Origin of the sequence: Asaia sp. W19, assembly GCF_003994335.1 — a bacterium.
GTDB lineage: Bacteria > Pseudomonadota > Alphaproteobacteria > Acetobacterales > Acetobacteraceae > Asaia.
Genome location: NZ_PNQZ01000067.1, coordinates 45,873 through 69,376 on the forward strand (window position 1 = coordinate 45,873; position 23,504 = coordinate 69,376).

21 protein-coding genes are annotated in these 23,504 nt (G+C 60.1%); 18 read left to right on the plus strand and 3 right to left on the minus strand.

Annotation, left to right across the window (positions count from 1 at the left end):
• Nucleotides 1-2: 2 nt before the first annotated feature.
• The 12 genes from iolD (at nt 3) to C0V97_RS14635 (ending at nt 12,401) form a co-directional block, all read left to right on the plus strand.
• On the plus strand, nt 3-1,859 hold the full coding sequence (gene iolD, locus C0V97_RS14580; RefSeq protein WP_127103303.1) for a 3D-(3,5/4)-trihydroxycyclohexane-1,2-dione acylhydrolase (decyclizing): 1,857 nt from the start codon (nt 3-5) through the stop codon (nt 1,857-1,859).
• Between the two features lie 37 nt (nt 1,860-1,896).
• A complete protein-coding gene (iolE, locus tag C0V97_RS14585) occupies nt 1,897-2,796 on the plus strand; it encodes a myo-inosose-2 dehydratase (RefSeq protein WP_127103304.1) in 900 nt (299 codons plus the stop codon).
• Complete coding sequence (gene iolB / locus C0V97_RS14590) at nt 2,793-3,593, plus strand: 5-deoxy-glucuronate isomerase (RefSeq protein WP_127103305.1); 801 nt, start codon at nt 2,793-2,795, stop codon at nt 3,591-3,593. The genes iolE (C0V97_RS14585) and iolB overlap by 4 nt, the downstream gene beginning before the upstream one ends.
• 24 nt (nt 3,594-3,617) lie before the next feature.
• On the plus strand, nt 3,618-4,631 hold the full coding sequence (locus tag C0V97_RS14595) for a Gfo/Idh/MocA family protein (protein ID WP_127103306.1): 1,014 nt from the start codon (nt 3,618-3,620) through the stop codon (nt 4,629-4,631).
• 173 nt (nt 4,632-4,804) lie between these two features.
• A complete protein-coding gene (locus C0V97_RS14600; RefSeq protein ID WP_233582200.1) occupies nt 4,805-6,271 on the plus strand; it encodes a sugar porter family MFS transporter in 1,467 nt (488 codons plus the stop codon).
• Nucleotides 6,272-6,287: 16 nt separating this feature from the next.
• Nucleotides 6,288-7,409: a Gfo/Idh/MocA family protein gene (locus C0V97_RS14605; RefSeq protein WP_127103307.1), complete on the plus strand. Its 1,122-nt coding sequence runs from the start codon at nt 6,288-6,290 to the stop codon at nt 7,407-7,409.
• A 59-nt stretch (nt 7,410-7,468) separates the two neighbouring features.
• Nucleotides 7,469-7,858: a tautomerase family protein gene (locus tag C0V97_RS14610; RefSeq protein WP_127103308.1), complete on the plus strand. Its 390-nt coding sequence runs from the start codon at nt 7,469-7,471 to the stop codon at nt 7,856-7,858.
• 29 nt (nt 7,859-7,887) lie between these two features.
• The gene (locus C0V97_RS14615) at nt 7,888-8,730 is read left to right on the plus strand and encodes a TIM barrel protein (RefSeq protein ID WP_127103309.1); all 843 of its coding nucleotides are present in this window, start codon (nt 7,888-7,890) and stop codon (nt 8,728-8,730) included.
• Nucleotides 8,731-9,064: 334 nt separating this feature from the next.
• Entirely contained in the window at nt 9,065-9,649 is a 585-nt protein-coding gene (locus C0V97_RS14620) for a sigma-70 family RNA polymerase sigma factor (protein WP_127103310.1), read from the plus strand.
• Nucleotides 9,646-10,140, plus strand: coding sequence for a hypothetical protein (locus C0V97_RS14625; RefSeq protein ID WP_127103311.1), 495 nt, complete (start codon nt 9,646-9,648; stop codon nt 10,138-10,140). The genes C0V97_RS14620 and C0V97_RS14625 overlap by 4 nt, the downstream gene beginning before the upstream one ends.
• 35 nt (nt 10,141-10,175) lie before the next feature.
• Nucleotides 10,176-10,589 (plus strand): periplasmic heavy metal sensor, encoded by a 414-nt coding sequence (locus tag C0V97_RS14630; protein WP_127103312.1) that lies wholly within the window; start codon nt 10,176-10,178, stop codon nt 10,587-10,589.
• Between the two features lie 351 nt (nt 10,590-10,940).
• Nucleotides 10,941-12,401 carry a catalase gene (locus C0V97_RS14635; RefSeq protein WP_127103313.1) on the plus strand — a complete coding sequence of 487 codons (1,461 nt, stop codon included), beginning with the start codon at nt 10,941-10,943 and terminating at the stop codon, nt 12,399-12,401.
• A 167-nt stretch (nt 12,402-12,568) separates the two neighbouring features.
• On the opposite strand, the gene C0V97_RS14640 is transcribed toward C0V97_RS14635, so the two are convergent.
• Both C0V97_RS14640 and C0V97_RS14645 read right to left on the minus strand, forming a co-directional pair.
• Complete coding sequence (locus C0V97_RS14640) at nt 12,569-13,645, minus strand: tyrosine-protein phosphatase (protein ID WP_127103314.1); 1,077 nt, start codon at nt 13,643-13,645, stop codon at nt 12,569-12,571.
• Nucleotides 13,646-14,173: 528 nt separating this feature from the next.
• On the minus strand, nt 14,174-15,214 hold the full coding sequence (locus C0V97_RS14645) for a LacI family DNA-binding transcriptional regulator (protein ID WP_127103315.1): 1,041 nt from the start codon (nt 15,212-15,214) through the stop codon (nt 14,174-14,176).
• Nucleotides 15,215-15,463: 249 nt separating this feature from the next.
• On the opposite strand from C0V97_RS14645, the gene C0V97_RS14650 reads away from it, so the two are divergent.
• The 3 genes from C0V97_RS14650 to C0V97_RS14660 are packed head-to-tail and all read left to right on the plus strand — an operon-like array spanning nt 15,464 to nt 19,052.
• The gene (locus tag C0V97_RS14650; protein WP_158625438.1) at nt 15,464-16,033 is read left to right on the plus strand and encodes a sugar dehydrogenase complex small subunit; all 570 of its coding nucleotides are present in this window, start codon (nt 15,464-15,466) and stop codon (nt 16,031-16,033) included.
• Nucleotides 16,034-16,040: 7 nt separating this feature from the next.
• Complete coding sequence (locus C0V97_RS14655) at nt 16,041-17,651, plus strand: GMC family oxidoreductase (RefSeq protein ID WP_127103317.1); 1,611 nt, start codon at nt 16,041-16,043, stop codon at nt 17,649-17,651.
• Between the two features lie 3 nt (nt 17,652-17,654).
• Complete coding sequence (locus C0V97_RS14660; protein ID WP_127103318.1) at nt 17,655-19,052, plus strand: cytochrome c; 1,398 nt, start codon at nt 17,655-17,657, stop codon at nt 19,050-19,052.
• A gap of 188 nt (nt 19,053-19,240) precedes the next feature.
• Here C0V97_RS14660 and C0V97_RS14665 read toward each other — a convergent pair whose 3' ends face one another.
• Nucleotides 19,241-20,254, minus strand: a complete 1,014-nt coding sequence (locus C0V97_RS14665; protein WP_127103319.1) for a LacI family DNA-binding transcriptional regulator — start codon at nt 20,252-20,254, stop codon at nt 19,241-19,243.
• A gap of 202 nt (nt 20,255-20,456) precedes the next feature.
• On the opposite strand from C0V97_RS14665, the gene iolE (C0V97_RS14670) reads away from it, so the two are divergent.
• The 3 genes from iolE (C0V97_RS14670) to C0V97_RS14680 all read left to right on the plus strand — a co-directional run.
• Nucleotides 20,457-21,395 carry a myo-inosose-2 dehydratase gene (gene iolE / locus C0V97_RS14670; protein WP_233582201.1) on the plus strand — a complete coding sequence of 313 codons (939 nt, stop codon included), beginning with the start codon at nt 20,457-20,459 and terminating at the stop codon, nt 21,393-21,395.
• Nucleotides 21,396-21,408: 13 nt separating this feature from the next.
• A complete protein-coding gene (locus tag C0V97_RS14675; protein ID WP_127103320.1) occupies nt 21,409-22,584 on the plus strand; it encodes a Gfo/Idh/MocA family protein in 1,176 nt (391 codons plus the stop codon).
• 45 nt (nt 22,585-22,629) lie between these two features.
• The coding region (locus C0V97_RS14680; protein WP_148114942.1) for a Gfo/Idh/MocA family protein at nt 22,630-23,504 on the plus strand (875 nt) is incomplete at its 3' end.

Sequence of the window (23,504 nt, forward strand, 5' to 3'; positions counted from 1 at the left end):
ATATGAAAACCATTCGTCTGACCATGAGCCAGGCTCTCATACGGGCCATGATCGCGCAGAAGACCGAGATCGATGGGCGTATCGAGCCCTACTTCGCGGGGGTCTGGGCCATTTTTGGCCATGGCAATGTGGCCGGGATCGGCGAGGCCCTGCACGGTGCACGCGATGCTCTGCCAACCCTGCGCGGGCATAATGAGCAGGGCATGGTTCATGCGGCGACGGCCTTTGCCAAGGCGTCGCGCCGCCGTCAGGCGATGGCCTGTACGAGTTCGATCGGCCCGGGCGCGCTGAACATGGTGACGGGCGCTGCGGTTGCGCATGTCAACCGCCTGCCGGTTCTGCTTCTGCCGGGTGATGTGTTCGCCAATCGTATCCCTGACCCGGTGCTGCAACAGGTCGAGGATTTTGGTGATGGCACCGTGAGTGCAAGCGATGCGTTCCGCTCGGTCTCTCGTTATTTCGACCGCATCACCCGTCCGGAACAGATCATTCCAGCCTTCCAGCGCGCTATGGCAGTTCTGACCGACCCGGCCGAATGCGGTCCGGTTACGTTGTCGCTGTGCCAGGACGTGCAGGCCGAGGCCTTTGATTATCCCGAGAGCTTCTTCGCCGAGCGTATCCACCGTGTTCGTCGCCCAGGTGCCGATGAACGTGAGCTGGAAGAGGCGATTGCCCTCATCAGCCAGTCGCGCAAGCCGCTGGTCATTGCCGGAGGCGGGGTGCTCTATGCCGGGATCGAAAAGCAGCTTGCGGCTTTCTGCGCGGCCAAGGGTATCCCTGTTGGCGAGACGCAGGCGGGGCGCTCTTCCCTGCCGACCTCCAACAGCCTGAATATGGGCGGGATAGGCGTCAGTGGCAGCTCGGCGGCCAATGAGATGGCTGCGGACGCGGATCTCGTGATTGCGGTGGGCACGCGCCTGGCCGATTTCACGACCGGGTCCTGGGGGCTGTTCTCCAATCCTGACATGAAAATTGTCTCGCTTAACGTGCAGCCTTTCGATGCAACCAAGCATCAGGCCCTCGCCGTGGTGGGCGACGCAGGCAAGTCCCTTTCAGCGCTCGAAGCCGGTCTGACAGGCTGGAGGGCCGAGAGCAGCTGGACCGGCAAGGCCGAACGCGCCTATCGCCAGTGGATGGAGATTTCAGCCCGTTATCAGGCATTGCCTGATGCCAGCCAGACGGGTTTGCCGACCGATGCACAGGTTATCGGGGCCGTACAGCGCACAGGGCGGCCCACCGATACGGTGGTCTGTGCGGCGGGCGGTCTGCCTGCCGAACTCCAGAAGCACTGGCAGGCTGAGCAGCCCGGCGGCTACCATATGGAATACGGCTTTTCCTGCATGGGGTATGAGCTCGCAGGCGCGTTGGGCGTGAAGATGGCCTGCCCCGATCGCGAGGTGATCGTGATGCTGGGCGACGGGTCCTGGCTCATGCTCAATACCGAGATCGCCACCTCGGTATTGCTCGACCAGAAGCTGATCGTCGTGCTCCTCGATAACCACGGCTATGGCTGCATCAACCGCTTGCAGCAGGAATGCGGTGGCGCGCCGTTTAATAATCTCTGGGAAGATTGCCGTCAGGTTCGTCCCTTCAAGATCGATTTCGTCCAACTGGCCCATGGCCTGGGCGCGCATGCCGAAAAAGTCCCTGATTTGCCTTCGCTGACGGCTGCGGTGGAGCGTGCGCGCTCTTCCGATCGTACCACGGTGATCGTGATCGACACCGACCCGGCCCCCACGACGACCGATGGGGGCGCCTGGTGGGATGTGGCCGTGCCGGAAATATCGGAGCGCGCGCAGGTCACGAAGGCACGCGAGGGCTATGAGCGCAAGCGTGGCACGCAGCGCATCGGCAACTAGAACAATCTGGCGAATTCCCCTGTTTCAGGAGGCAGAAATGACCATCAAGATCGGCGCCAACCCCATCATCTGGTCGAATGACGACATGCAGTCGGTGGGGGCGACCACCACGCTCGAAATGTGTCTCGACCAGGCCCGGAAGGCCGGCATCCAGGGCATGGAACTGGGGCATAAATTCCCCCAGACCGTGTCCGGGATGAAGGCCGCGCTCGAACCGTTCGGTATGGAATTCATCTCTGGCTGGTGGTCCACCGAACTGCTCACCCGCAGCGCAGATGACGAAATCGCCGCGCTCAAGCCGCGCCTCGAATTGCTCAAGGGCATGGGCTGCAAGGTCTGCATCGCCGCCGAAACCTCCAATGCCATTCATGGCCAGATCGACACGCCCCTCTCGGCACGTCCCTACCTTCAGCCCGGGGAATGGGCCGAATTCGCAAGGCGCATGACGGTGGTGGCCAGTTTCCTGGCCGATCATGGCATCGACCTCGTTTACCACCATCACATGGGCACGGTCGTGCAGTCGCGTGAGGACATTGCGCGTTTCATGGATCTGACAGGTCCCTCGGTGAAGCTGCTGCTCGATACCGGCCATGCCCTCTGGGGCGGCTCGGACCCTGCCGAACTGGCACGCTCCTATCGTGAGCGTATCGGGCATGTTCATGGCAAGGATATCCGTCCGTTCAAGCGCGCCCAGGCCGATGTGTACGACTGGAGCTTCCTGCGCAGCGTGCTGTCGGGCGTTTTCACCGTGCCTGGCGATGGCTGCATCGATTATGCCCGGGTAATGCGCGAATTGCCGGATTACGCAGGCTGGATCGTGCTGGAAGCCGAGCAGGACCCCGAACTCGCCAATCCGCTCGTCTATGCCCGTATGGGTCGCAATTATCTGATGGATACGCTGATTGCGACCGGCCATATCAAAGGGGCTGCGTCATGAGTTCAAAGCTTCTGGTTCATTCGCATCAGCGCGATGACTCAAAACGCACCGTCTCCGTCACGCCGGAGAGCGCCGGTTGGGGCTATATCGGTTTCAATGTGCGCGCACTCGAGGCAGGAGAACACGTATCTGATCGTACCGGGCCGAATGAGGTCTGCCTTGTGCTTGTCAGTGGCAAGGCACGCATCATCGGCGCCGGAGAGGATTTCGGCGTGCTGGGCGAGCGCATGGACCCCTTCAGCGGCGCGCCCTGGTCGGTCTATCTGCCCTCCGGTGCAGAGTGGCGTGTCGAGGCCGAGACCGCGGTGGAACTCGCCGTTTGCGCGTCACCTGCCAAAGGAAAATACCCAGCCCGCGTGATCCGTCCCGAGGACGTAGGGGAGCTGACGCGCGGCACGGGTACGAACCAGCGCTTTGTGCGCAATATCCTGCCTGATACGGCAGAGGCCGAAACGCTTCTGGTGGTCGAAGTGATTACCCCCGGCGGCCACTGGTCCAGCTATCCGCCGCATAAGCACGATACAGATGATTTTCCGAACGAGACCTATCTGGAAGAGACTTATTACCATCGCCTGAAACGCGGCAGCGGGTTCGCGCTTCAACGCGTCTACACCAAGGATGGGTCGCTCGATGAGGCCATGGCCGTGGCCGATCGCGACGTGGTTCTGGTGCCCAAGGGCTATCATCCGGTCGGCGCGCCACACGGGTTCGATCTTTATTATCTCAACGTCATGGCGGGTCCGCGCCGGGCATGGAAATTCTCCATGGATCCCGACCAGGCCCATCTTCCCTACTGATCCGGAAAAGCGGAGTGCGCTGACATGACCCTCAAGATTGGTGTTATCGGCACGGGTGCCATTGGTGAAGACCATATTCGCCGCTGTATGCAGGCCCTCTCGGGCGCGCAGATCGTGGCCGTGACCGATGTGAATCTGGATCGCGCCCGGCAAGTGGCCGATCAATACGCACCCGGTGCCAAGGTACCCGAAGATGGGGAGGCTCTGATCGCTCTCCCCGAGGTTGAGGCGGTGATCGTCACCTCCTGGGGTGGTACGCATGCACGCTATGTGCTCGAGGCGATCAGACACGGCAAATATGTTTTTTGTGAAAAGCCGCTGGCGACGACAGCCGCAGATTGTCTGAAGATCGTCGAGGCCGAGGCCGCCCATGGCAAGCGTCTCGTTCAGGTCGGGTTCATGCGCCCTTATGATGCAGGGTATCGTGCCCTCAAGGCCCTGATCGACAGGGGTGAGATCGGCGAAGTGCTGATGATTCATGCCGCCCATCGCAACCAGCGCGTGGGGGCCAATTACAAGACCGATATGGGTATCACCGATACGCTGGTGCACGAGCTCGATGTATTCCGCTGGATGCTGGGCGATGACTATGTCAGCGCGCAGGTCATTTTCCCACGGCGCAGCGGTATGGCCATGGAGCATATGCGCGATCCGCAGATCGTGCTGCTCGAGACGAAAAAAGGCATACGTATCGATGTCGAAATATTCGTGAACTGTCAGTACGGCTATGACATCAAATGCGCAGTGGTCGGTGAACTGGGCGAGGCAAGCCTGCCCATGCCGCCCGCCGTTGAATTGCGCAAATCTGCCGCGCTTTCTACTGAAATCATGACGGACTGGAAGGAGCGTTTCATCGCAGCCTATGACGTCGAACTGCAGGATTTCATCAATGGCGTGAAGGCAGGCAAGCTCAACGGCGCAACATCCTGGGACGGTTATTGCGCTTCGGTGGCCGCCGATGCCTGCGTGAAGGCGCAGGAAAGCGGTCGGATCGAGCCGATTGAAATGTCGGCCCGTCCGGCCCTCTACACGGTCTGACCTTTCCGGAAAAAGGAGAGTCAGACCCGAAAACGAGCCGGACGGATCTGCCGCGTCAAACAGGAAGCGGCCCGCTTGCAGCACAGGGCGCACAGGATCCGACAAGAGCTCATCTCAACCCGTTCAATGAATATCCCGCCCGGCGATGAAGCGCCGGAGAAGGAGAATCTTCGATGAGAAGAGTAAAAGACGTGGTCATGGTGTCTTCGGAGCGCCATGATGTGGGCTATGTGCTGCGTATCTGCGCCATCGCTGCCCTGGGCGGTATCCTTTTCGGTTACGATACCTCGGTGATCTCGGGGGCGATTTCCCCCCTGCAGGAGTATTTTCACCTTTCTCCCGCACAGACTGGCTGGGCGGTGTCCAACGTTGTCATCGGCTGCATGGTCGGTGCGATGATCTCGGGTACAATGGCCGATCGTCTGGGTCGGCGCATGACCCTTTTCATCTGCGCCCTTCTGTTCAGCCTGCAATCCGTGGGAACGGCGCTCGCGACTGATTTCACATGGTTCGTGGTCTATCGCATGCTGGGCGGTATCGCTGTGGGCGTCGCCTCGGCAGTCTCCCCCATGTACATGTCTGAGGTTTCGCCCAAGGACATGCGTGGCCGTGCGCTCAGCATGGAACAGTTCGCGATCGTGTTTGGTCAGGTCGTGGTATTCATCGTCAATTACCTGATCGCGCGCTCTGCCACGCCGGAATGGCTGCTCGACATGGGGTGGCGCTGGATGTTCGGCTCGGAAATCGTGCCCTGTATCCTGTTCTGCGCCACGATCTTCTTCATTCCGGAATCACCGCGCTGGCATGTGCTCAAGGGTCGGCATGACGAGGCGCTCAAGACGCTTACCCGTATTTCCAACGAGCATCACGCCCGTAACCTTCACGCCGAAATCAAGCAGTCCCTGGGCGCAGTCGCGCAATCCTCGCTTGGCTTCACCAAGGTTCTAGGCGACGCGCGTGCACGCTGGATCATTTTCGTGGGGGCCAGCATCGCCGCCCTTCAGCAGGTCACGGGCATCAACGTCATGATGTACTACGCCCCGATGGTGCTGAAATCGACCAGCGGCAGTCTCCAGGCCGCCCTGTTCCAGACAATCTGGATCGGTTTCGCCCTGCTGGCCGGCTGCGTCATCGGCGCGTGGATCGTTGATCGTCATGGTCGCAAGCCACTCATGCTCTGGGGCTCGATTGGCATGGTGCTCGGTCTGCTTGTGGTGTCCTGGGGGCTTTACACCCAGTCCACCGGGCTCATGGCGCTCTCGGGCATGCTCGTCTTCATGCTCATGTTCGGCCTTTCCTGGGGGCCTGTATGCTGGATCCTGATTTCCGAGATCTTCCCCAATCGCTTCCGTGCCGTCGGCATCAGTCTGGCCGTGACATCGCAATGGGGCATGAATTTCGTGGTTAGCCAGTTCTTCCCGATGCTGAGCGAGAATAAATATCTCTCCGAGCAGTTCCATGGCGCCTTCTCGATGTGGCTGTTCGCGATCCTGGGCCTGTTCGCCCTGTGGTTCGTGATGAAGTTTGTGCCCGAAACCAAGGGCGTTGCGCTGGAAAAGATCGAGGACACGATGATCAATCATCGCACGCTCTCTGCGGCATCCTCTTCGGTCGCCAGCAATTCGACCCGTCACGTCTGAGCAGGAGAACAGGATCATGCGCAAATCTCTTCGCGTCGGTCTGATCGGCACCGGTTTCATGGGCAAGGCACATGCCTTGTCCTATCAGGCCGCCGGCAGTGTCTTCGATGATATCTCCAGACCCGTTCTGCATGCGGTGGCCGATATCGACGGCGCCCGGGCCGAGCAGTTCAGGAATCAGTTCGGCTTTCAGAAAGCCATGACGGAATGGCGGGACCTGGTTGCGGACCCGGAGATCGATATCGTCTCGATTACCACACCGACCCTGTTCCATAAGGAAATGGCGCTTGCCGCCATCGCCGCAGGCAAGCATGTGCATTGTGAAAAGCCGCTGGCCGTCAGCGCCGCCGATGCACAGGAAATGATGCTTGCTGCCGAGAAGGCGGGGGTGCGAACCGCCAGTGGGTTCAATTACCTCAAGAACCCTCTGCTCAAATATGCGCGCGAGATGATTGCTTCGGGGGAATTGGGCGAAATCACCGATTTCAACGGGATCCACGCCGAGGGTTTCATGGCCGATCCCGAAACACCCTGGTCGTGGCGCTGTGACCCGGCGGGCGGGCAGGGGGCGATAGCAGATGTGGGCAGCCATATCATCGCCATCGCACGCTTTCTGCTCGGGCCGGTTTCGCAGGTTTTCGCCCAGCTCGACACGCCCATCAAGACGCGACCGGTCAGGCAGGGGGCCGCCGAGCGCAAGGAGGTGGGGGTGGATGACATTGCCCGCATGATCGTGTCGTTCGAGCGCGGATGCTCGGGAACGTTGCAGGCCAACTGGCTTGCGACGGGTCGCAACATGCAACTCGCCTTTCAGATCTCCGGCAGCAAGGGAACGCTTGCCTTCAGTCAGGAGCGCATGAACGAACTGCATTACTACAAGGTTGGCGAGAACTCCCGTAGCAACGGGTTCCGGGTCATCGAGTCCGGTCCGCAACATGCACCTTACGGCGCCTTCTGCGTTGCGGGTGGCCATCATCTGGGCTTCAACGATCTCAAGACGATCGAAATGGCAGAGTTCATCCGCGCCATCGATCAGAACCGCGCGGCAAGCCCGGATTTCCGTGAAGCCTGGGAAGTGCAGCGCCTGATCGATGCGGCCGTGATGTCCCATAAGGACCGCAGCTGGCTCACGCTCTGAGCGACGTCTCACCCCCGTGCATGGCACGGGGGCATGAATTCTGAAAACAGGGAAACACAATGCCGCTTCTGCATTTCCATGTCGTCGAAGGGCGCAGCGAGAGCGATATCAAGGCCATGCTCGATGCAGCGCATGAAGCCATGCTCGAAACCTTTGAGGTCCCCCGAGGGGATCGCTATCAGATCGTCTCGGAGCACAAGAAGACCCATCTGATCGTCGAGGATACCGGGCTGGATATACCGAGAACCGAGAAGGTATTACTTCTGCAGATGTTCACACGTCCGCGTGGCGATCAGAAGAACGCCGAATTCTACAAGAATTTGACCGATCGTTTGCAGGCGAGCTGTGCTATGCAGCCTTCTGACGTCATGGTCTCGGTTGTAGAGAATAACGACGCGCACTGGTCGTTCGGTCATGGACGGGCGCAGTTTCTGACGGGCGAGCTCTAGACCGTCATTCTCACGGGAGAAGAACGTCCATGTTGCCCGATGCCTACTCCAGGACCGAGCCAGAAAGCGTAGAAACAGGAGCGTGCCCCTTTCCCCTGGCCGTCTGTGCCGAGATGCAGTTTCTTGATCTGCCTTTCATCGAGCGGGTGAAGCATATCTCCCGGGAAGGCTTCATGGTCGAGATATGGGACTGGACGCGGCAGGATCTCAAACGACTTGCCGCAACGGGTGCCGTGTTTTCTTCGATGACGGGCTATGTACGGGGTACGCTCGCCGATCGCGATGGTGCGGCCGAGCTGTTGCGTACGGCCACGCAATCCATTCATGCTGCAAAGGAACTGGGCGTACCCAGGCTCAACCTGCATGGCACAGGGCTCGATCCAGACGGATTGCCGGTTCTGCCCTGCGCGGCAGGTCCCGATGGCGCAATGTGGATGACCGCGCGGGATACGCTCTGTCGTCTGGCGGAACTGGGCGCGCGGCACGGGGTGATGTTCGTTCTGGAAAATCTCAACGCCCAGATTGACCACCCCGGCGTCCCCTTCGGGCGGGCAGAAGACTGTCTTGCGCTGGTCAGAAGCGTCGATCATCCCTCGCTGAGACTGATGCTCGATTTGTATCATGCGCAGATAGGAGAAGGGAATCTGATCGCTTTCATCGAGGGGGCTCTGCCCTATATCGGTGAGATTCAGGTTGCGGATGTGCCCGGCCGATGCGAGCCTGGAACAGGTGAGATCCACTATCCGGCGATTGCGCGTGCATTATTACGTCTCGATTATCACGGTGTGATCGGTCTGGAGTCCTGGGCAGAAGGCGGCGAGAGCGAACGGGCCCTGACGCGCTTCGCGACGGCTTTCAGTCTCGCTGCCTGAGTCCTCACCCACGAGGAAAGCCGCGGGCGAAATCGTGCGGGGGTATCGGCAAATCATCATTGAAGACGGATAAGGCGCAGTCCTTCCCGTGCCTTAAGACGCGATGGACGGTCTCGCCCCTTGACGCAGCTTCCTGTAGCGGAGCGTGATTCCCTCTTCAACTTCATGTTATTTCGAGCCAAGATGGCGGCCGGTTCATGCGGCGGCCACGTATCAGCTGCGGGATAGGATGTCTCCTCCGCGCTGCGCCGAGATGTCCTGTCCGTCATATGCAGGTGGAAATGACGATCTCGGCTTTGACGAATGTGATGATGCATGATGCAGGTTTGCCTGAATGAGCAGTCAGGCGCAGAGCTATGCCCATGCGACCGATGAGGTGCTGATGCGCTGGTCGGGCGAGGGCGATCAGGAGGCCTTCAGTCACATCGTCTCCCGGCATAGTCAGCACGTGGTGCGCATTGCCGCGCGCATCGTCGGCAGTGTGGAGGCCGCAGAGGAAATCTCGCAGGAGATCTTTATCAAGATCTGGAAGAGTGCGGCGCAGTATGAGAGCGCGCGTTCCCGGTTCTCCACCTGGCTCTACCGGGTGGTGATGAACAGTTGCATCGATTTTACCCGCAAGCGCAAGTTCGATCCGCTCCCCGACTCCTTCGATGTGATCGACGAGTCAGAGAATCCTGAGGAAGAGGCAGCGCGCAAGGAATGGGAAAATATGCTGGCGGTAGCCGTGGATCGGTTTCCCGTGCAACAAAGAGAGGCGATAACCCTCGTCTATGGCGAGGACCATACGGGTACCGAAGCTGCACGCCTGATGGGCATCTCAAGGAAAAGGGTCGAGCGTCTGCTGAGTTCTGGGCGTTCACGGCTTCGAAAAGAGATGTTAGGAATGAGATCTAAATGGAACCCCAGGTCTTCATGATGGATATTAAGCGCTTCACATCTCTGGCCCAGTCCTATGGAGGCGCTCTCGAGCGCTGGCCGGAAGAGGAGCGCGCCTCCGCGCGAGCCCTGAGTGAGATCAGTTCGCAGGCGCGCGATATCCTTGCGCAGGAGCGGATGCTCGATAGCGACATCGCACAGGCTCTGGCACTGCGTCAGAATGAGGCGGCCCTAACGGATGCGGCGCAGAGGGTGAGGCACTCGGTCATGGCGCAGATACAGGCTTCATCTGTGCAGGCTTCATTCATGCCCAGGGGGCAGGCCTCATCTGGTGAGACCCGATTATGGGTGCGGTTTGTCGCAGCAATTGAGGCCATGGCGGAGCGTCTTGAATGGCGCCCGGCGGCTGTCGGGTTGTGTATGTTGTCCTGCCTTGGGGGCGTATGGCTCGGTCTGGCCGCGCCGGACCACGCTCTGGATAGCGCCACCATGGCGGTTCTGAATACGGCGCTTGGTGGGGTCGGTCTGTGAGGGCAGCAAGGCGAAGCTCCGGGATCACGCGTGGCGTGCTTCTCGCCTCGATCATGCTCAATCTGTTTTTTCTCTCGTTTCTGGGAATCCGTTATGCCCAGAACCGCTCCCCTGTCTGTATCGACCGGCGCATCACGATCAATGGCCTGATCGCCAGCCTTCCGCGCGAGGATCAGAAGAAATTCGCCCAGGTGCTCCAGCAGGACAAACCCCGTTATTGGGACCAGTTGCTCGCTATCGGTGTCAAACGTGCCGCACTCGACAAGGCGGTGCTGGCGCCCGAGTTCGCTCTGGACAGGGTTCAGGCTGATTTTCGGGACTGGCAGGTCTCATGGAACGATTTCATGACGGTTTTCGGCATGACCCTGATTGACGCTACCGCCCGCATTTCTCCTCAGGGGCGTCAGGCCCTCATACAGGCCTTCCCCAACCATCCTCACTGCAACTGAGACCACGCGAGGGGATGCCGATTGCAAGGACGCGCCGCGTCCGCGCCAGCGCAATCCCGTTTGGACGAGGCTGTTTTTCCGCCGCCAGATCGGGAAGAAACCTGAAAACCGCTCTCAGGCCATGGAACAGGCCCGGATGTTCTGCGTTGAATACTTGATCCTGTTAAGAAACGTTAACAATTGCGCTGTCTTCTGCAAGCAATAATGACTGAGAGATGATTTTCATTCTCAACTGTTGATAGGTTTCCTCAGTGTATCAAAGGGATTTTCAGAATATCCCGATAAGTCAAGAACGGAACCGACTCCGGTGCTGGCGTTTATGATGTCAGTCATCCTTGTTGGAGAATTCTGATGTCTGATGCGCACATCAAACCCGCGACAACCGATTCAGGCGCACCCGTCGCCAGCACCGATTATTCACTCAGTGTCGGGGCCGATGGCCCGATTGTCCTGCACGACCACTACCTCATCGAGCAGATGGCAACCTTCAATCGTGAGATGATCCCCGATCGTCAGCCCCATGCCAAGGGTGGTGGCGCGTTCGGTCATTTCGAGGTCACTCATGACGTCAGCGCCTATACCAAGGCAAAATTTCTGCAAAAAGGCCAGAAGACGGAGACAGTCGTTCGTTTCTCCACGGTGGCCGGTGAGTCGGGCAGTCCGGACACATGGCGCGACCCGCGTGGCTTCTCGGTGAAGTTCTATACCGAGGAAGGCAATTTCGACATGGTGGGCAATAACACGCCCGTCTTCTTCGTCCGCGACCCGATGAAGTTCCAGCACTTCATCCATTCCCAGAAGCGCCGTGCCGATAACGGTCTGCGCGACAACGACATGCAGTGGGATTTCTGGACGCTCAGCCCGGAATCCGCCCATCAGGTCACCTGGCTCATGGGCGATCGCGGTATTCCCGCGAGCTGGCGTCACATGGACGGGTTCTCGAGCCATACCTATCTCTGGGTCAATGAGGCGGGTGAGCGTTTCTGGGTCAAGTATCACTTCAAGACCGATCAGGGCATCAAGTGCCTGACGCAGGATCAGGCTGACAAGCTGGCTGGCAGCGATGCGGATTATCACCGTCGCGATCTGTACGAGGCAATCAAGCGCGGTGAAAACCCGAGCTGGACGCTCAAGATGCAGATCATGCCCTATGAGGATGCCAAGACCTATCACATCAATCCGTTTGATCTGACCAAGGTCTGGCCGCAGGGTGAATATCCGCTGATCGAGGTCGGCAAGCTCACTCTGGACCGCAACCCGACGGATTTCTTCGCGCAGATCGAGCAGGTGGCCTTCGAGCCGAACAACCACGTGCCCGGCACGGGTCTGTCGCCGGACAAGATGCTCCTGGCGCGCTCCTTCGCCTATGCCGATGCACATCGTGCGCGCCTCGGGGTAAACTACAAGCAGATCCCGGTGAATGCGCCGAAATGCCCGGTTCATTCCTACTCCAAAGGCGGGACCATGCGCTCACATAACGCTTCCGATCCGGTCTATGTGCCCAACTCCAAGGGTGGTCCGGTGGCGGACGCTGAACGCTTCCCCGAAAATGCGGTCTGGGCGGCCGATGGTGAGTTCGTACGTGCAGCTTATACGCTGCGCCCCGATGACGACGATTTCAGCCAGGCCAATGCTCTGGTGAACAAGGTCATGGACGACGCGGCCCGTGAGCGTCTGGTCCAGAACGCTGCAGGCCATATCTCCGGCGGTGTAGAAGAGCCAGTTCTGTCGCGCGTCTTCGACTATTGGAGCAAGGTGGACGAAAAAATCGGTCAGCGCATCCGTGATGCGGTGCTTTCCCAGAAGGGCTGAGCCACATCTCCGGAATAAGGTGCGCAGAAGGGGAGGGCCGTTTCTGGCTCTCCCCTTTTTCATGCCTTGCGCCCTGCCATGCAGTGGCGCTTGCCTGACAAGCGGGTCAGGAACATGACGCAAACCGGCGCTGCTCCATGGTCATGGCATGACGAGGCGCAGAATGCTCAATCGAGATAGAGACGGCGCAACGTGGCCACTTCCTGCGGGCCTACGCCAATTTCCTGAGCCATATAGGCGTCGATCGATCCGTAATGCTGCCTAATCGAGGCGAACGCCGCCTTGAGATAATCGGGGTCGGAATTCAGCATCGCGCGCATGGAGGGCGAGGCGGCCATAGCGCCTCCATTTTGATGATCGGCCATGGCCGCCCTGAAGCTTGGCGTCAGATGGGCCCGCAGCAGATCACCGCTCATGGCGTAATCATGGAGGATCGTCTCCTCCGGCACACCCAGCGCGTAGAGGATTAGCGCCGAGGCGAAACCGGTGCGATCCTTGCCGGCGGTGCAATGGGTCAGTGTGGGCGTCTGATGCGCCAGAAGACGGGCAAAGATCCCTCTGAGCTCGGGTGCGTAGAGCGCGGGCATCTTTGTATAGAAGCTCTCCATCAGCGCCTTTGCCTGAGGCTCATCAAGCGTCGCGAGCTTTGAGCGGTCGGTCATGTCCGCGGGCAGGGTCGGTTTGTCCGAGGGAAAGAAAGCAGGAGACGCCCCCTGCCAATGGGTCGGCTGTTTCTGTTGTTCGGCCTGAGTGCGCAGATCGGTCACGCTCTTGATGCCGAGCGTATCGACGAGCGTGTAATCCGCCGGTGTGAGGCCGCTCGGCGCTGCAGAACGGTAGAATTCTCCCCAGCGGACATGATGATGATCGGCTGTCTCATAGCCGCCCATATCGCGGAAATTCGCCACGCCCTCGAGCGGAAGAACGCGGTTCGCTATCCATTCTCCGCCTTTGCCAGAAACCGGTTTGATGAAGAAGTAGACGCGATGCGTTCCTGCGAAAGGGGCGGTGACCTGAGCAGTCTGGGCTGTCACGTGGTGCTGCACCGGCCTCATTGCGGAAGCATCGGGTGTCAGCGAGGCAAAAATATCGACAGTACCGAGCGATGCAGGCCAGGTGAGCGTGTAGCGCGGGACCATCTCCAACTGCACGGAGGTCGTGCCCGGCGTTTCGGCGCGGGCCATGGCAATGCAGCTCAACGTGGTCATCGACAGCAGGGCGAGGGTCGTTTTCTTCAGAAACATGCTCTCTTGATTCTCTCATAGGCCGTAAAAATCAGGCCAGGTGAACGGGCTTGCTATGAGCGCGGCCGGAGACAAAGCCGAGAAATGAGGCGTCGCTCCGCGGCTTCTATTCAATCGGCCAGTAAGGCGGCACAAAGCTGATTTGGGGCGTCAGGCCACTCCCATGACTATCGGACAAGACGCGGGAGCGGTTTGAAAGCGCCGTTTCGCCTGTCATTCAACAATTGCTTGAGGGGTGGATCCTGAATAGTGAAATTTTTCTTGCAGCGTTCCATGAGCATTGGGAGATAAAGAGGATGACATTATTTGTCATCATCGGGAGGGCGAAGCCGACCTGAAAGGTGCCTCAAAATTACTTGATCCGCCTCATGTCTTCAGCCTGCTTTCCGGGCAGTCATTTCCTACGCAGGGCTGCGGCCTTGCATTTTCCAATACTGTCCTGCGACCGGACTTATGCGGAGGACGCTGTCTGCCCCGCGCGGTTCATCCTCTCTGAGCGGGGTCATAGTTTCGGCAGAGGGTGTTGTCTCAGTCGAGATTTTCCGAGGTCACCAGGCGGAATTTCGGCGGGTCGAACCCGATCAGGGAAGGGATGATCCCGAGCTTCTGCAAACAAAGGTGCAAGGCGAGCCCCGCCTGCGTTTCCGGGGTCTGGTCGATGGCAAAATCCATTGTGCCGTCAATCAGGCACCCGCGCGTGATCGGATTGACCTCATGCCCGATCCAGCAAAGACGGCGTGCGGCATGTCGACGCAGAACGTCGCCGATACGCAGATTATCGCCACCGGCCGTGTAGACCCCCACCAGATCGGGACGGTCGCGTATGGCCTGATGCAAAAGGCGGGCTGCCTCTTCCGGGTCGTCGCGATCAAAGAGGACTTCGCTCAGTTCGGGGTGGGGTGAGGGCGCGTTCGCGAGATATTCGGAAAATCCCTCGATACGCTCGCGATGATTGGCATAGGCCATGGAATGACACAGCGCGATCACCGACCCGGGACGCTGCCTCAGACTGCGTGTCATGCACAGAGCCGCCGTACGTCCTGCCGCGCGATTATCGATCCCGACATAGGGCAGGCTCGCCAGATTGCGTGACATGAGCTGGATCACAGGCATGTCCTGATCCGCCACGCGCTTGAGGGCATCGAGAATGACCGGATGGGAGGGGCAGGCAAGAATGAGGGCGGAACGTGGATAGGGTGCTTGCTGGATCCGCGCGGCAAAAGCCTCGACATCGCTCTCCGGTACGAAGCTGCGATGGATCTGGATATCCTTGCCGAGTGAGGCGGCGAGTTTCTCGAAAGACTGGCTCAGCCGCGAGTAGAAAAGCGTGTCGGGACGCACCAGCAGAACATCGACCCTCAGGACACCCTGATGCAGGCTTGGCAGGGTGGGAAAATAGTCGAGATCACGCGCGATACCAAGAATACGGCGACAGGTGTCCGGGCGCACATTGCCTCGATTATTCAGAGCGCGCTCGACCGTTGCCGTGCCTACGCCAGCCAGGGCAGCGATATCCCGCAATGTCGCACGTTTTCGTCGGCCATTTTCCGGGGTGATCTTGTCCAGCATATGTCCCCGTCCCACCGTGATGATGAGATCAGATCATTACGATGATCGTTCGCGTCCCACCCGTACGGATAGAGTAACGCCGATTAGCGCGGGTGCCTGATCAAACAGGCGTGACGACAGGTGAGGTCTTTCCCTCAGTCCGACCTGAATGTCGGTAGAGGGCATGAGAAATCGTTTCAGGCGGTTTCCCGACTAAAGCCGCCCCGCAGGAGAACGGGCTCCAATCGGAGCGTCATGGCAGGATATCTCATGGTAAACACAACGAGACGGGGGTTTCTGGGCTGTGGTGTGGCGGCGCTGCCGTTTCTTGCCTTTCCCGCCCTGACAAGAGCCGCGTCTGATGCGCGCTCTGATGCGCGCTCTGATGCACGCTTCGGGGCGCTGCCTGGAGCGGGCGCCTGTCCGCCTGACTTTCATTCGGTATCGATGGCGCTGACTGGCCATGAGGATCTTGATGAGGCCCTCGTTCCCCGCGTCTGGGTGGCGCTTCTGGCCAGACATCCCGAATTCCCCGCGCGCTATCGCCTTCTGGCAGAGGCCATGAGGCAGCGCGGCATCCATCGCTCGCAAGATTACGCGGCCTCCGGGCTCCGGGCCGAAAAAGCCCTCCACGAGGTCTCGGTCGAGATTGTCGCAGCCTGGTATCTGGGGCGGGTGGGGCCGATGCTCCCTCGTGCCGAGGCCGGGACGCCAGCCTTCATTACCTATGAGGGGGCAATGATGTGGCGGCCCACCTCTGACGTGACTGTGCTCCCGACCTATGCACGGGGCGGTCCCGGTTTCTGGGCGCAGCCGCCCCTGTCACTCGAAACGGATTGATATTCTGATGGCACAGCAAGAATACGATGCGGATGTCATCGTGGTGGGATCGGGCGTCATCGGGAGCCTCGCCGCGCATCACCTCGCTCGCAATGGCAAGTCGGTCATCATTCTCGAGGCGGGCACACATGTGCCGCGATGGAAGATTCTCGACAGTTTCCGTGAGTGCGGCAATGTCAGCACCGATGCGGGCAATCGTAACCAGCCATATCCCAACGAACCCTGGGCACCGAGTTCCTTCGTGCCGGACTACATTACCAATCATGGGCCTATCGATTATGTGCCCGGCATGCTGCGCATGGTGGGAGGCACCACCTGGCATTGGGGCGGCGCGTGCTGGCGTCTGCTCCCCAATGATTTTCGTCTGAAAACGCTTTACGGCGTGGGGCGTGACTGGCCCATCGCCTATGAGGATCTGGAGCCGTATTATCACCAGGCCGAGATCGAGATGGGGGTATCGGGTGATGATGCCGCCGATTACAGCGGCAAGGGCGGTGCCCCTTATCCTCCTCGTCAGGCGCCTTATCCTGTCAGGCCGCAGGCTCTTGGATATTTCAGCCAGCGCTTTCGTGACCGGGTGGCGATCGGGGGATATCCGTTCACCTATCAGCCCAATGGGCGCGCCACCGATCCCTATGAGGATCGGCCTGCCTGCGTAGGGAACAATAATTGCTCGCCCATCTGCCCCATCGGTGCGCAATACAGCGGCGACCGGCATGTGACAAAGGCCGAACGTGCCGGGGCGAAGCTGATCAGCGATGCGACGGTCTATCGCCTCGAAAAGACCCCGGATGGCCGGCGTATCGCCGCGGTGCATTATTACACGCCCCAGAAACGTTCCATTCGCCTGACCGCGCGCATGGTTCTGGTTGCGGCCCATGCGCTCGAGACGCCACGCCTCATGCTGCTATCCGATGTGGGGAATTCGTCCGGCATGGTCGGCCGCAATCTCATGGACCATAACGCCTTTTCCCTCGCCATGATTGCAGATGAGCCTATGTGGTCGGGGCGCGGCCCTGTGCAACAGGGCGATGTGCTCAAATGGCGCGATGGCGATTTTCGCAGCAGGCACGGATGCATCCGCCATGAGGTCGGCAATTTCGTCGGGAATGTCCAGATCACGGAAAGGCTCATCTCACAGGGGATCATCGGTCCGGAACTGGATGCGAAAATCCGGCATATGGCTGCGCGCTGGGTCTTCATGGATTCGAATATCGAAATGCTGCCCGAGCCTACGAACCGGATGAGCCTGAGCGCGACCAAACGGGACTTCTATGGTCTGCCGCTCATGGATATCCATTACGATGTGAATGATTATGCCCGCGCTGCCGGGGCAGTGATCAAGGAGGATTACGCAAACTTCCTGCGCCTGCTGGGCGGGGAGATTTTCGATCAGAATCTGACAATCTGGGAAAATCGCGATCACCCCATGGGGACCGTCATCATGGGTAGCGATCCGCGCGACTCCGTGGTGACCCATGAGGGGCGCAGTCATGACCACGATAATCTCTTCATTGCGACGACAGGACTCATGCCCGCCGCTTCGGTCGTTAATCCGACCCTGACGGGCTGTGCGCTGTCCCTCCGTTCGGCCGCTATCATGCTGAAGGAGATCTGAGTCATGGCGTCTCTCCGCTTTGCACCATCCCGCCTTATTTCTCCTCTCACCAATATTTTTCGTCTGGGTCTGGGTCTGGTCGGCCTCGTCGCGTTCCCTACTCCGGCACAGGCCGATGATCGCGCTGTGCTCGACCGGGGGGCCTATCTCGCCCGCGCTGCCGATTGCGTGGCCTGCCACACGAAGCCCGGCGGCGCCCCCTTCGCGGGTGGCTATGGCATCCAGTCTCCCATGGGGGTGATCTATTCGAGCAATATCACGCCCTCCCTGACGCATGGTATCGGCGGCTGGTCCGAGGCGGCCTTCTCCCGCGCCTTGCGCGAGGGCGTTTCGGTCAGTGGCAGGCGTCTTTATCCGGCGATGCCTTATGATTCCTATGCTGGCATGACCGATGCGGATATCCACGCTCTTTATGTCTATCTGGGCAGTGCGGTTGCACCGGTCGAGACATCCGGGGGGCCGGTCACCGCGCTACGCTTTCCCTATAACATGCGGAGCCTCATGCGTGTCTGGAACTGGCTCTATCTCGATTCCAGGCGCTTCGAGCCTCACCCTGGGGAAACGACCGAACAGGCGAGAGGGCGCTATCTGGTCGAGGCCGTTGCCCATTGCGGCACCTGCCACACGCCGCGCAATTTCATGATGGCAGCGAAATCAGGCCATAAGCTCGAGGGCGCTCGGGTTGGCGGATGGTACGCCCCGGATATCGCTGCCGGACCGCACGGCCCTCTTGCGGGGTGGCGCAACACGGATATCGAGAGCTACCTGCGTACCGGCCACGCACGTGACAAAGGCGTGGCAGCTGGCCCCATGGGCGAGGCAGTCGAGCACTCCCTGCGTTTCCTGACAGAAGCCGATCTCCAAGCCATCACTGTCTATCTGCGCCAGCAGGATCGTACTGCGACGATCGGGAAGGTGCTGCACTCCGATATGGATACTGCGCGCGCCTATCAGAATGATTCTCCGACTGATCGGGCAATCCGCAATCAGGCTCGCCAGGAGCGCGACGCCAGGCCCGGACCTTATGCAGACAGGCGCAATTATCGCGATATCGAGGATGGGGCTGCGCTCTATATGGCGGCCTGCGCCAGCTGCCACCAGATCGACGGGCGCGGCACGCATGACGATTTCTATCCGTCGCTGCGACAGAGCAGTGCCGTTCGGTCTTCCCGCCCCAATAATCTGGTCATGACCATTCTGGCTGGTGTGCATCGTGACGGAGCCGATGGCCCGGCCCGTATGCCCGCTTACCGGCATGACCTGACCGATCAGCAGATCGCCAATCTGGTGCGCTTCGTCACCACGGAGTTCGCATCTGGCCCCCTCACGCCCAGCCCTGCCGATATCGCCGCCTTGCGCCGCTTCGATACCGCTGACTTCCCCGCCCAGGCCCGTCCCTAGCGCCCTCGGCGATAAGGGTTTCGAAACGGCGATGGCGCTTCGTCGGGGTGGGAAGGGAGCACGATGAAAGGGGCTTTTTCTGTCCTCGATGCTTGCCGGGCTTTGTCACGCTACCCGGGAAGCCCGTGCGCTCTCCTCGACCCTGTCTCGTGATTTGAAGGAGGGGCAAAATCCCGGTGCCTCTCTCCTCAGACGGTTTCCCTTGTATGGACCGAGAGCGGAATGAGCGGGCCATCGAGCGGGGCGGGGCTGCGGCCAAGATGGTGGCTCAGAGTCGAGAGCGCGGTACGCGCCTCGAGCATCGGGTTCTGATCCAGAACGAGGTCGATGGTGCCGGATCTGAGCAATGTGGCGCGATGGGGTGTCAGCTCATGGGTGATGAAAATCAGCTTGTCAGCCATGCCCGACCGCTCGAGCAGCCGCGCGATCGCATCGGCCCCGGTGGAAAAATGATAGATTCCAACGATATCATGATGCTCCTGAAGCAAGGCATGGACCGCGTCAGCGGCACGGTCGTCGTTTTCCAGGCATTCCAGCGCGGGTGTGGCGAAGAGCGCGGCATAACGCTCGTCTAGGGCCTCCATGAAGCCCGTATAGCGCTGTTGATGGCCGATATAATGCATCGTGCCGGCAATCAGCGCGACCCGCCCTGATCGGGGGCCGAGCAACCGCCCCATCATGTCGGCAGCAATCCGGCCCGCACGATGATTATCCGAGCCGATATAGGCGAGGCGCTCGGAGGCGGTGATGTCGGAGGCAATGGTGATGATCGGGAGCTTGCGACCGGTATCGGTCACGGCCTGACGGATCGAGGGATGGTCGGGCAGACAGAGGATCAGCCCGTCATAATCGCGTGCAAGCGCGCGAATGAGAGAAGCGGCGCGTTCCGGCTGGCTGATGGCGGCATGGTGCTCGAAACAGGCGATGTTCTGCTCGCGATAGGCGGGCATGATGGTGCGAAAGGCCTCCTGCAAGGCCGCATGAAACGGGTTGCCGGGGGGTTGGGTCACAACGGCAATGCGGGCCAGCCGGGCGTGGAGCGCTACCAGACGACGCCCGTCTCCAAGCTCCCTTGCCGCTTCGAGGACGACACGCTCCTTGTCGAGTCGTACGCCACCGCGTCCGTTGATGACGCGGTCGACCGTGGCGGTCGAGACACCGGAGTAACGGGCGATATCCTGTATCGTGGCACGCTGCGACATGACGCTCCCAACGGGAATGTGATCTTCGTCATGTGATCTATCTCATTTCATTGATGCGAACACATCAATTCTGTGCGTGCTCCCCGCCTCTTCCCCTCATAGCGTCGCTTCAGGACAGACGGCGCGGCCCTTCGGTCGGCGTGGCAGCGACAGGTGCCAGACGAGGATGTCGCGCGAGACCCGGATGCGGGGCAGGAGTGAAATGATGGGATCGAGAACCGGAAAGGGTGGGATGCCCAAGGGTGTGAGGCTGGGGTGCAGTCCGCTCTCCTGGACGAATGACGTTCTGGAGGATTTGGGGGACGATACACCTCTGGCGCGCTGCCTGAGCGAGATGGCGGAAGCCGGATATGAGGGAACGGAGCTTGGCCGGAAATATCCGCGCACGGTTTCGGAACTGGCGCCCATTCTTGAGGCGCATCACCTCTCTCTGGCCTCGGGCTGGTATTCAGGCCGCCTTGCGGAGCGGAGCGTCGAGGAAGAGTGGGAAGATGTGGCAAGCCACGCCCAGCTTCTGCGCGCATTGGGATGCCAGACCATGGTGTATGGCGAGTGCGGGGCCATGACGCCGTCTGCGGCCCCCCTGGACGAGCCGATGTCGCGACGGGTGGTTCTGGATCGCGAGGCAATGAAAACCTATGCGCATCGGCTGAGCGCGTTCGATGCCCTGCTGCGGGCCCGATATGGGGTGAGACTGGCGTATCATCACCATCTGATGATGGTGGCCGAGAATTTGCAGGAGATCTGTGCGCTTTTCGATGCACTGTCGGTCGAGACGGGGCTGCTTCTGGACACAGGTCATGCCATGGCCGCCGGGTTCGATTACCGACGGCTGATCGACCGCTACGGGGCACGTATCTGCCATATCCATCTGAAGGATGTGCGTCCGGCCATTCTGGAGCGGGTACGGGGCCAGGACATGAGCTTCAACGCTGCCGTGCGCGCCGGCATGTTCACGGTGCCGGGTGATGGATGCATCGACTTTTCGCCCCTCGCGCAATTCGTCGTTCAGAGTGGCTATCGGGGCTGGATGGTTGTCGAGGCTGAACAGGACCCAGCACTGGCACCGCCTCTGGCTGCTGTCACGCGAGGGCGGGCGGCAATCGAGTCGTGCTTCGCCCAAGCGCTCGCTTCCGTCTGAGGGCCGAGCCACGATGAAAAAGCATCTGAACATCGGTCTGATCGGGTCGGGTTTCATGGGGCAGGCCCATGCCGATGCGTATCGTCGCGCGGCCATGCTGTATCGCGATCTGCCTGCGATCCCCCATCTGGCCATGTTGGCCGACGCCACGCCGGAACTGGCGGAGCGCGCAGCCAGACGTTTCGGATTTGAGCGCTCGACCGGAGATTGGCGCGCTCTGGTCGATGATCCGGCGATCGACGTGGTAGATATTACCTCCCCCAACCTGTTCCACAAGGAAATGGCACTGGCGGCAATCGCCGCTGGCAAGCACGTCTATTGCGAGAAGCCGCTGGCACTCAGTGCAGCCGACGCAAGGGAGATGACCGAGGCTGCGCGCAAGGCCGGGGTGAAGACCATGGTGGCCTTCAACAATATCAAGACGCCCGCCGCACTCTACGCAAAACAGATCATCGATCGGGGTGATATCGGCCGACCCACGCGGTTCAGGGCCTGGTTCGATCAAGGGTTTTACAACGATCCGACTCTGCCCTTCTCCTGGCGACTCAAAAGAAGCGAGGCGGGCTCGGGCGCTCTGGGGGATCTTGGCTCCCATGTGGTGGCGGTGGGCCAGTATCTGATGGGAGATATCAGCGCGACCATCGCCCAGAGCCAGACCATGTTTCGGCAAAGGCCTGTACCTGATGGAGGCTCAGGCTATGGCGCCACTGCAGGAAAAGACGCGGTGTGGGCCGATGTGGAAAACGAGGACCAGATCCAGGCTCTGGTACAGTTTGCGAGTGGAGCGGGCGGAACGATCGAGGCGTCGCGTATCGCGGCGGGCAAGATCTTTGGTGTGTACTGGGAGGTGTCGGGAACCGAGGGCACGCTCATCATGGATGGCGAACGCTTCAATGAACTCAAGCTCTTTCGCGTTGCGGACGACAAGACCGACAGAGGGTTCCGCACCCTTCTGGTCGGGAGTCAGGTTCCCCAGTTTTCGGCCTTTTTCGGGTTCGATTGTGGCGGGGGCGGGCTCGGATATTTCGATGTGAAGGTCATCGAGATTCATGACCTGATCATGGGGATCATGCAGGACGAGACATGCTTTCCGGCTTTCGATTTCGGCCTGCGTAACCAGCAGATCATGGATGCCATGGAAAATTCCCTGCACAGCCGACGCTGGGAGACCGTACCGCCGGGTGAATGAGCTTGCCACCATGCGGTGACACGTCCCTTGGAAGGATCAGAAGCCATGAGATTTCCTGTCAGCCTGCCTGAACCCGATTGCCTCGCCCCCTCCGCCATCCCTGCGCTCAGATGGGGCGTCATCGGGCCAGGCTGGATCGCGGAGCGGTTTGTTCAGTCGGTTCAGCGTTTCACCAACCAGAAAATCATGGGGATCGAATCCCGCGATGGCGCACGCGCGGCGGCGTTCGCACGACGCTTCGATATCCCCCACAGCTTCGACGGCGCCATGAGCGCTGATCCGCGGATCGATGCGCTCTACATTGCCACGCCCCATCCATTTCATTTCGAGATGGCACGCCGAGCGATTGAGGCGGGAAAGCCCGTTCTGGTGGAGAAGCCGCTTTGCGTGTCGGCGGCAGAAGCGCGCGAATTGGTCGAACTGGCGCGTGCGCGGCATGTCTTCCTGATGGAAGCATACTGGACAGATTTCCTGCCTAAATTTTCCGTCTTACGGAAAGTTCTCGCCGAGGGGCTCATCGGCGAGATCGTTACCGTCATGGCCGATCACGGTGAGTTCTTTCCGCCTGAGCATCGTATCATGCGCGCTGATCTCGGTGGGGGACCGATGCTCGATCTGGGCACTTATGTGATCGGACTGGCGACCGGCATTCTGGGGCGTCCCGATCAGGTCATGGCTCATAGCACACGAGCCGAGAGTGGCGTGGATGGTCAGACCGGCATGCTGTTTCAGTATCGTGGGGGAGCCCAGGCGGTGCTGCATACCAGCCTGTTGTCCCACACACCTTGCGGAGCCGTCATCGCAGGGCGGGAGGGCATGATCACCCTGGCCGGGAAATTCTATACTCCGGGTCCCTTTGTCTTGAGCGCGAATGATCCTAGCAGGACCCTCACATTCGACGAGCCGCGTTCCGCCTATGA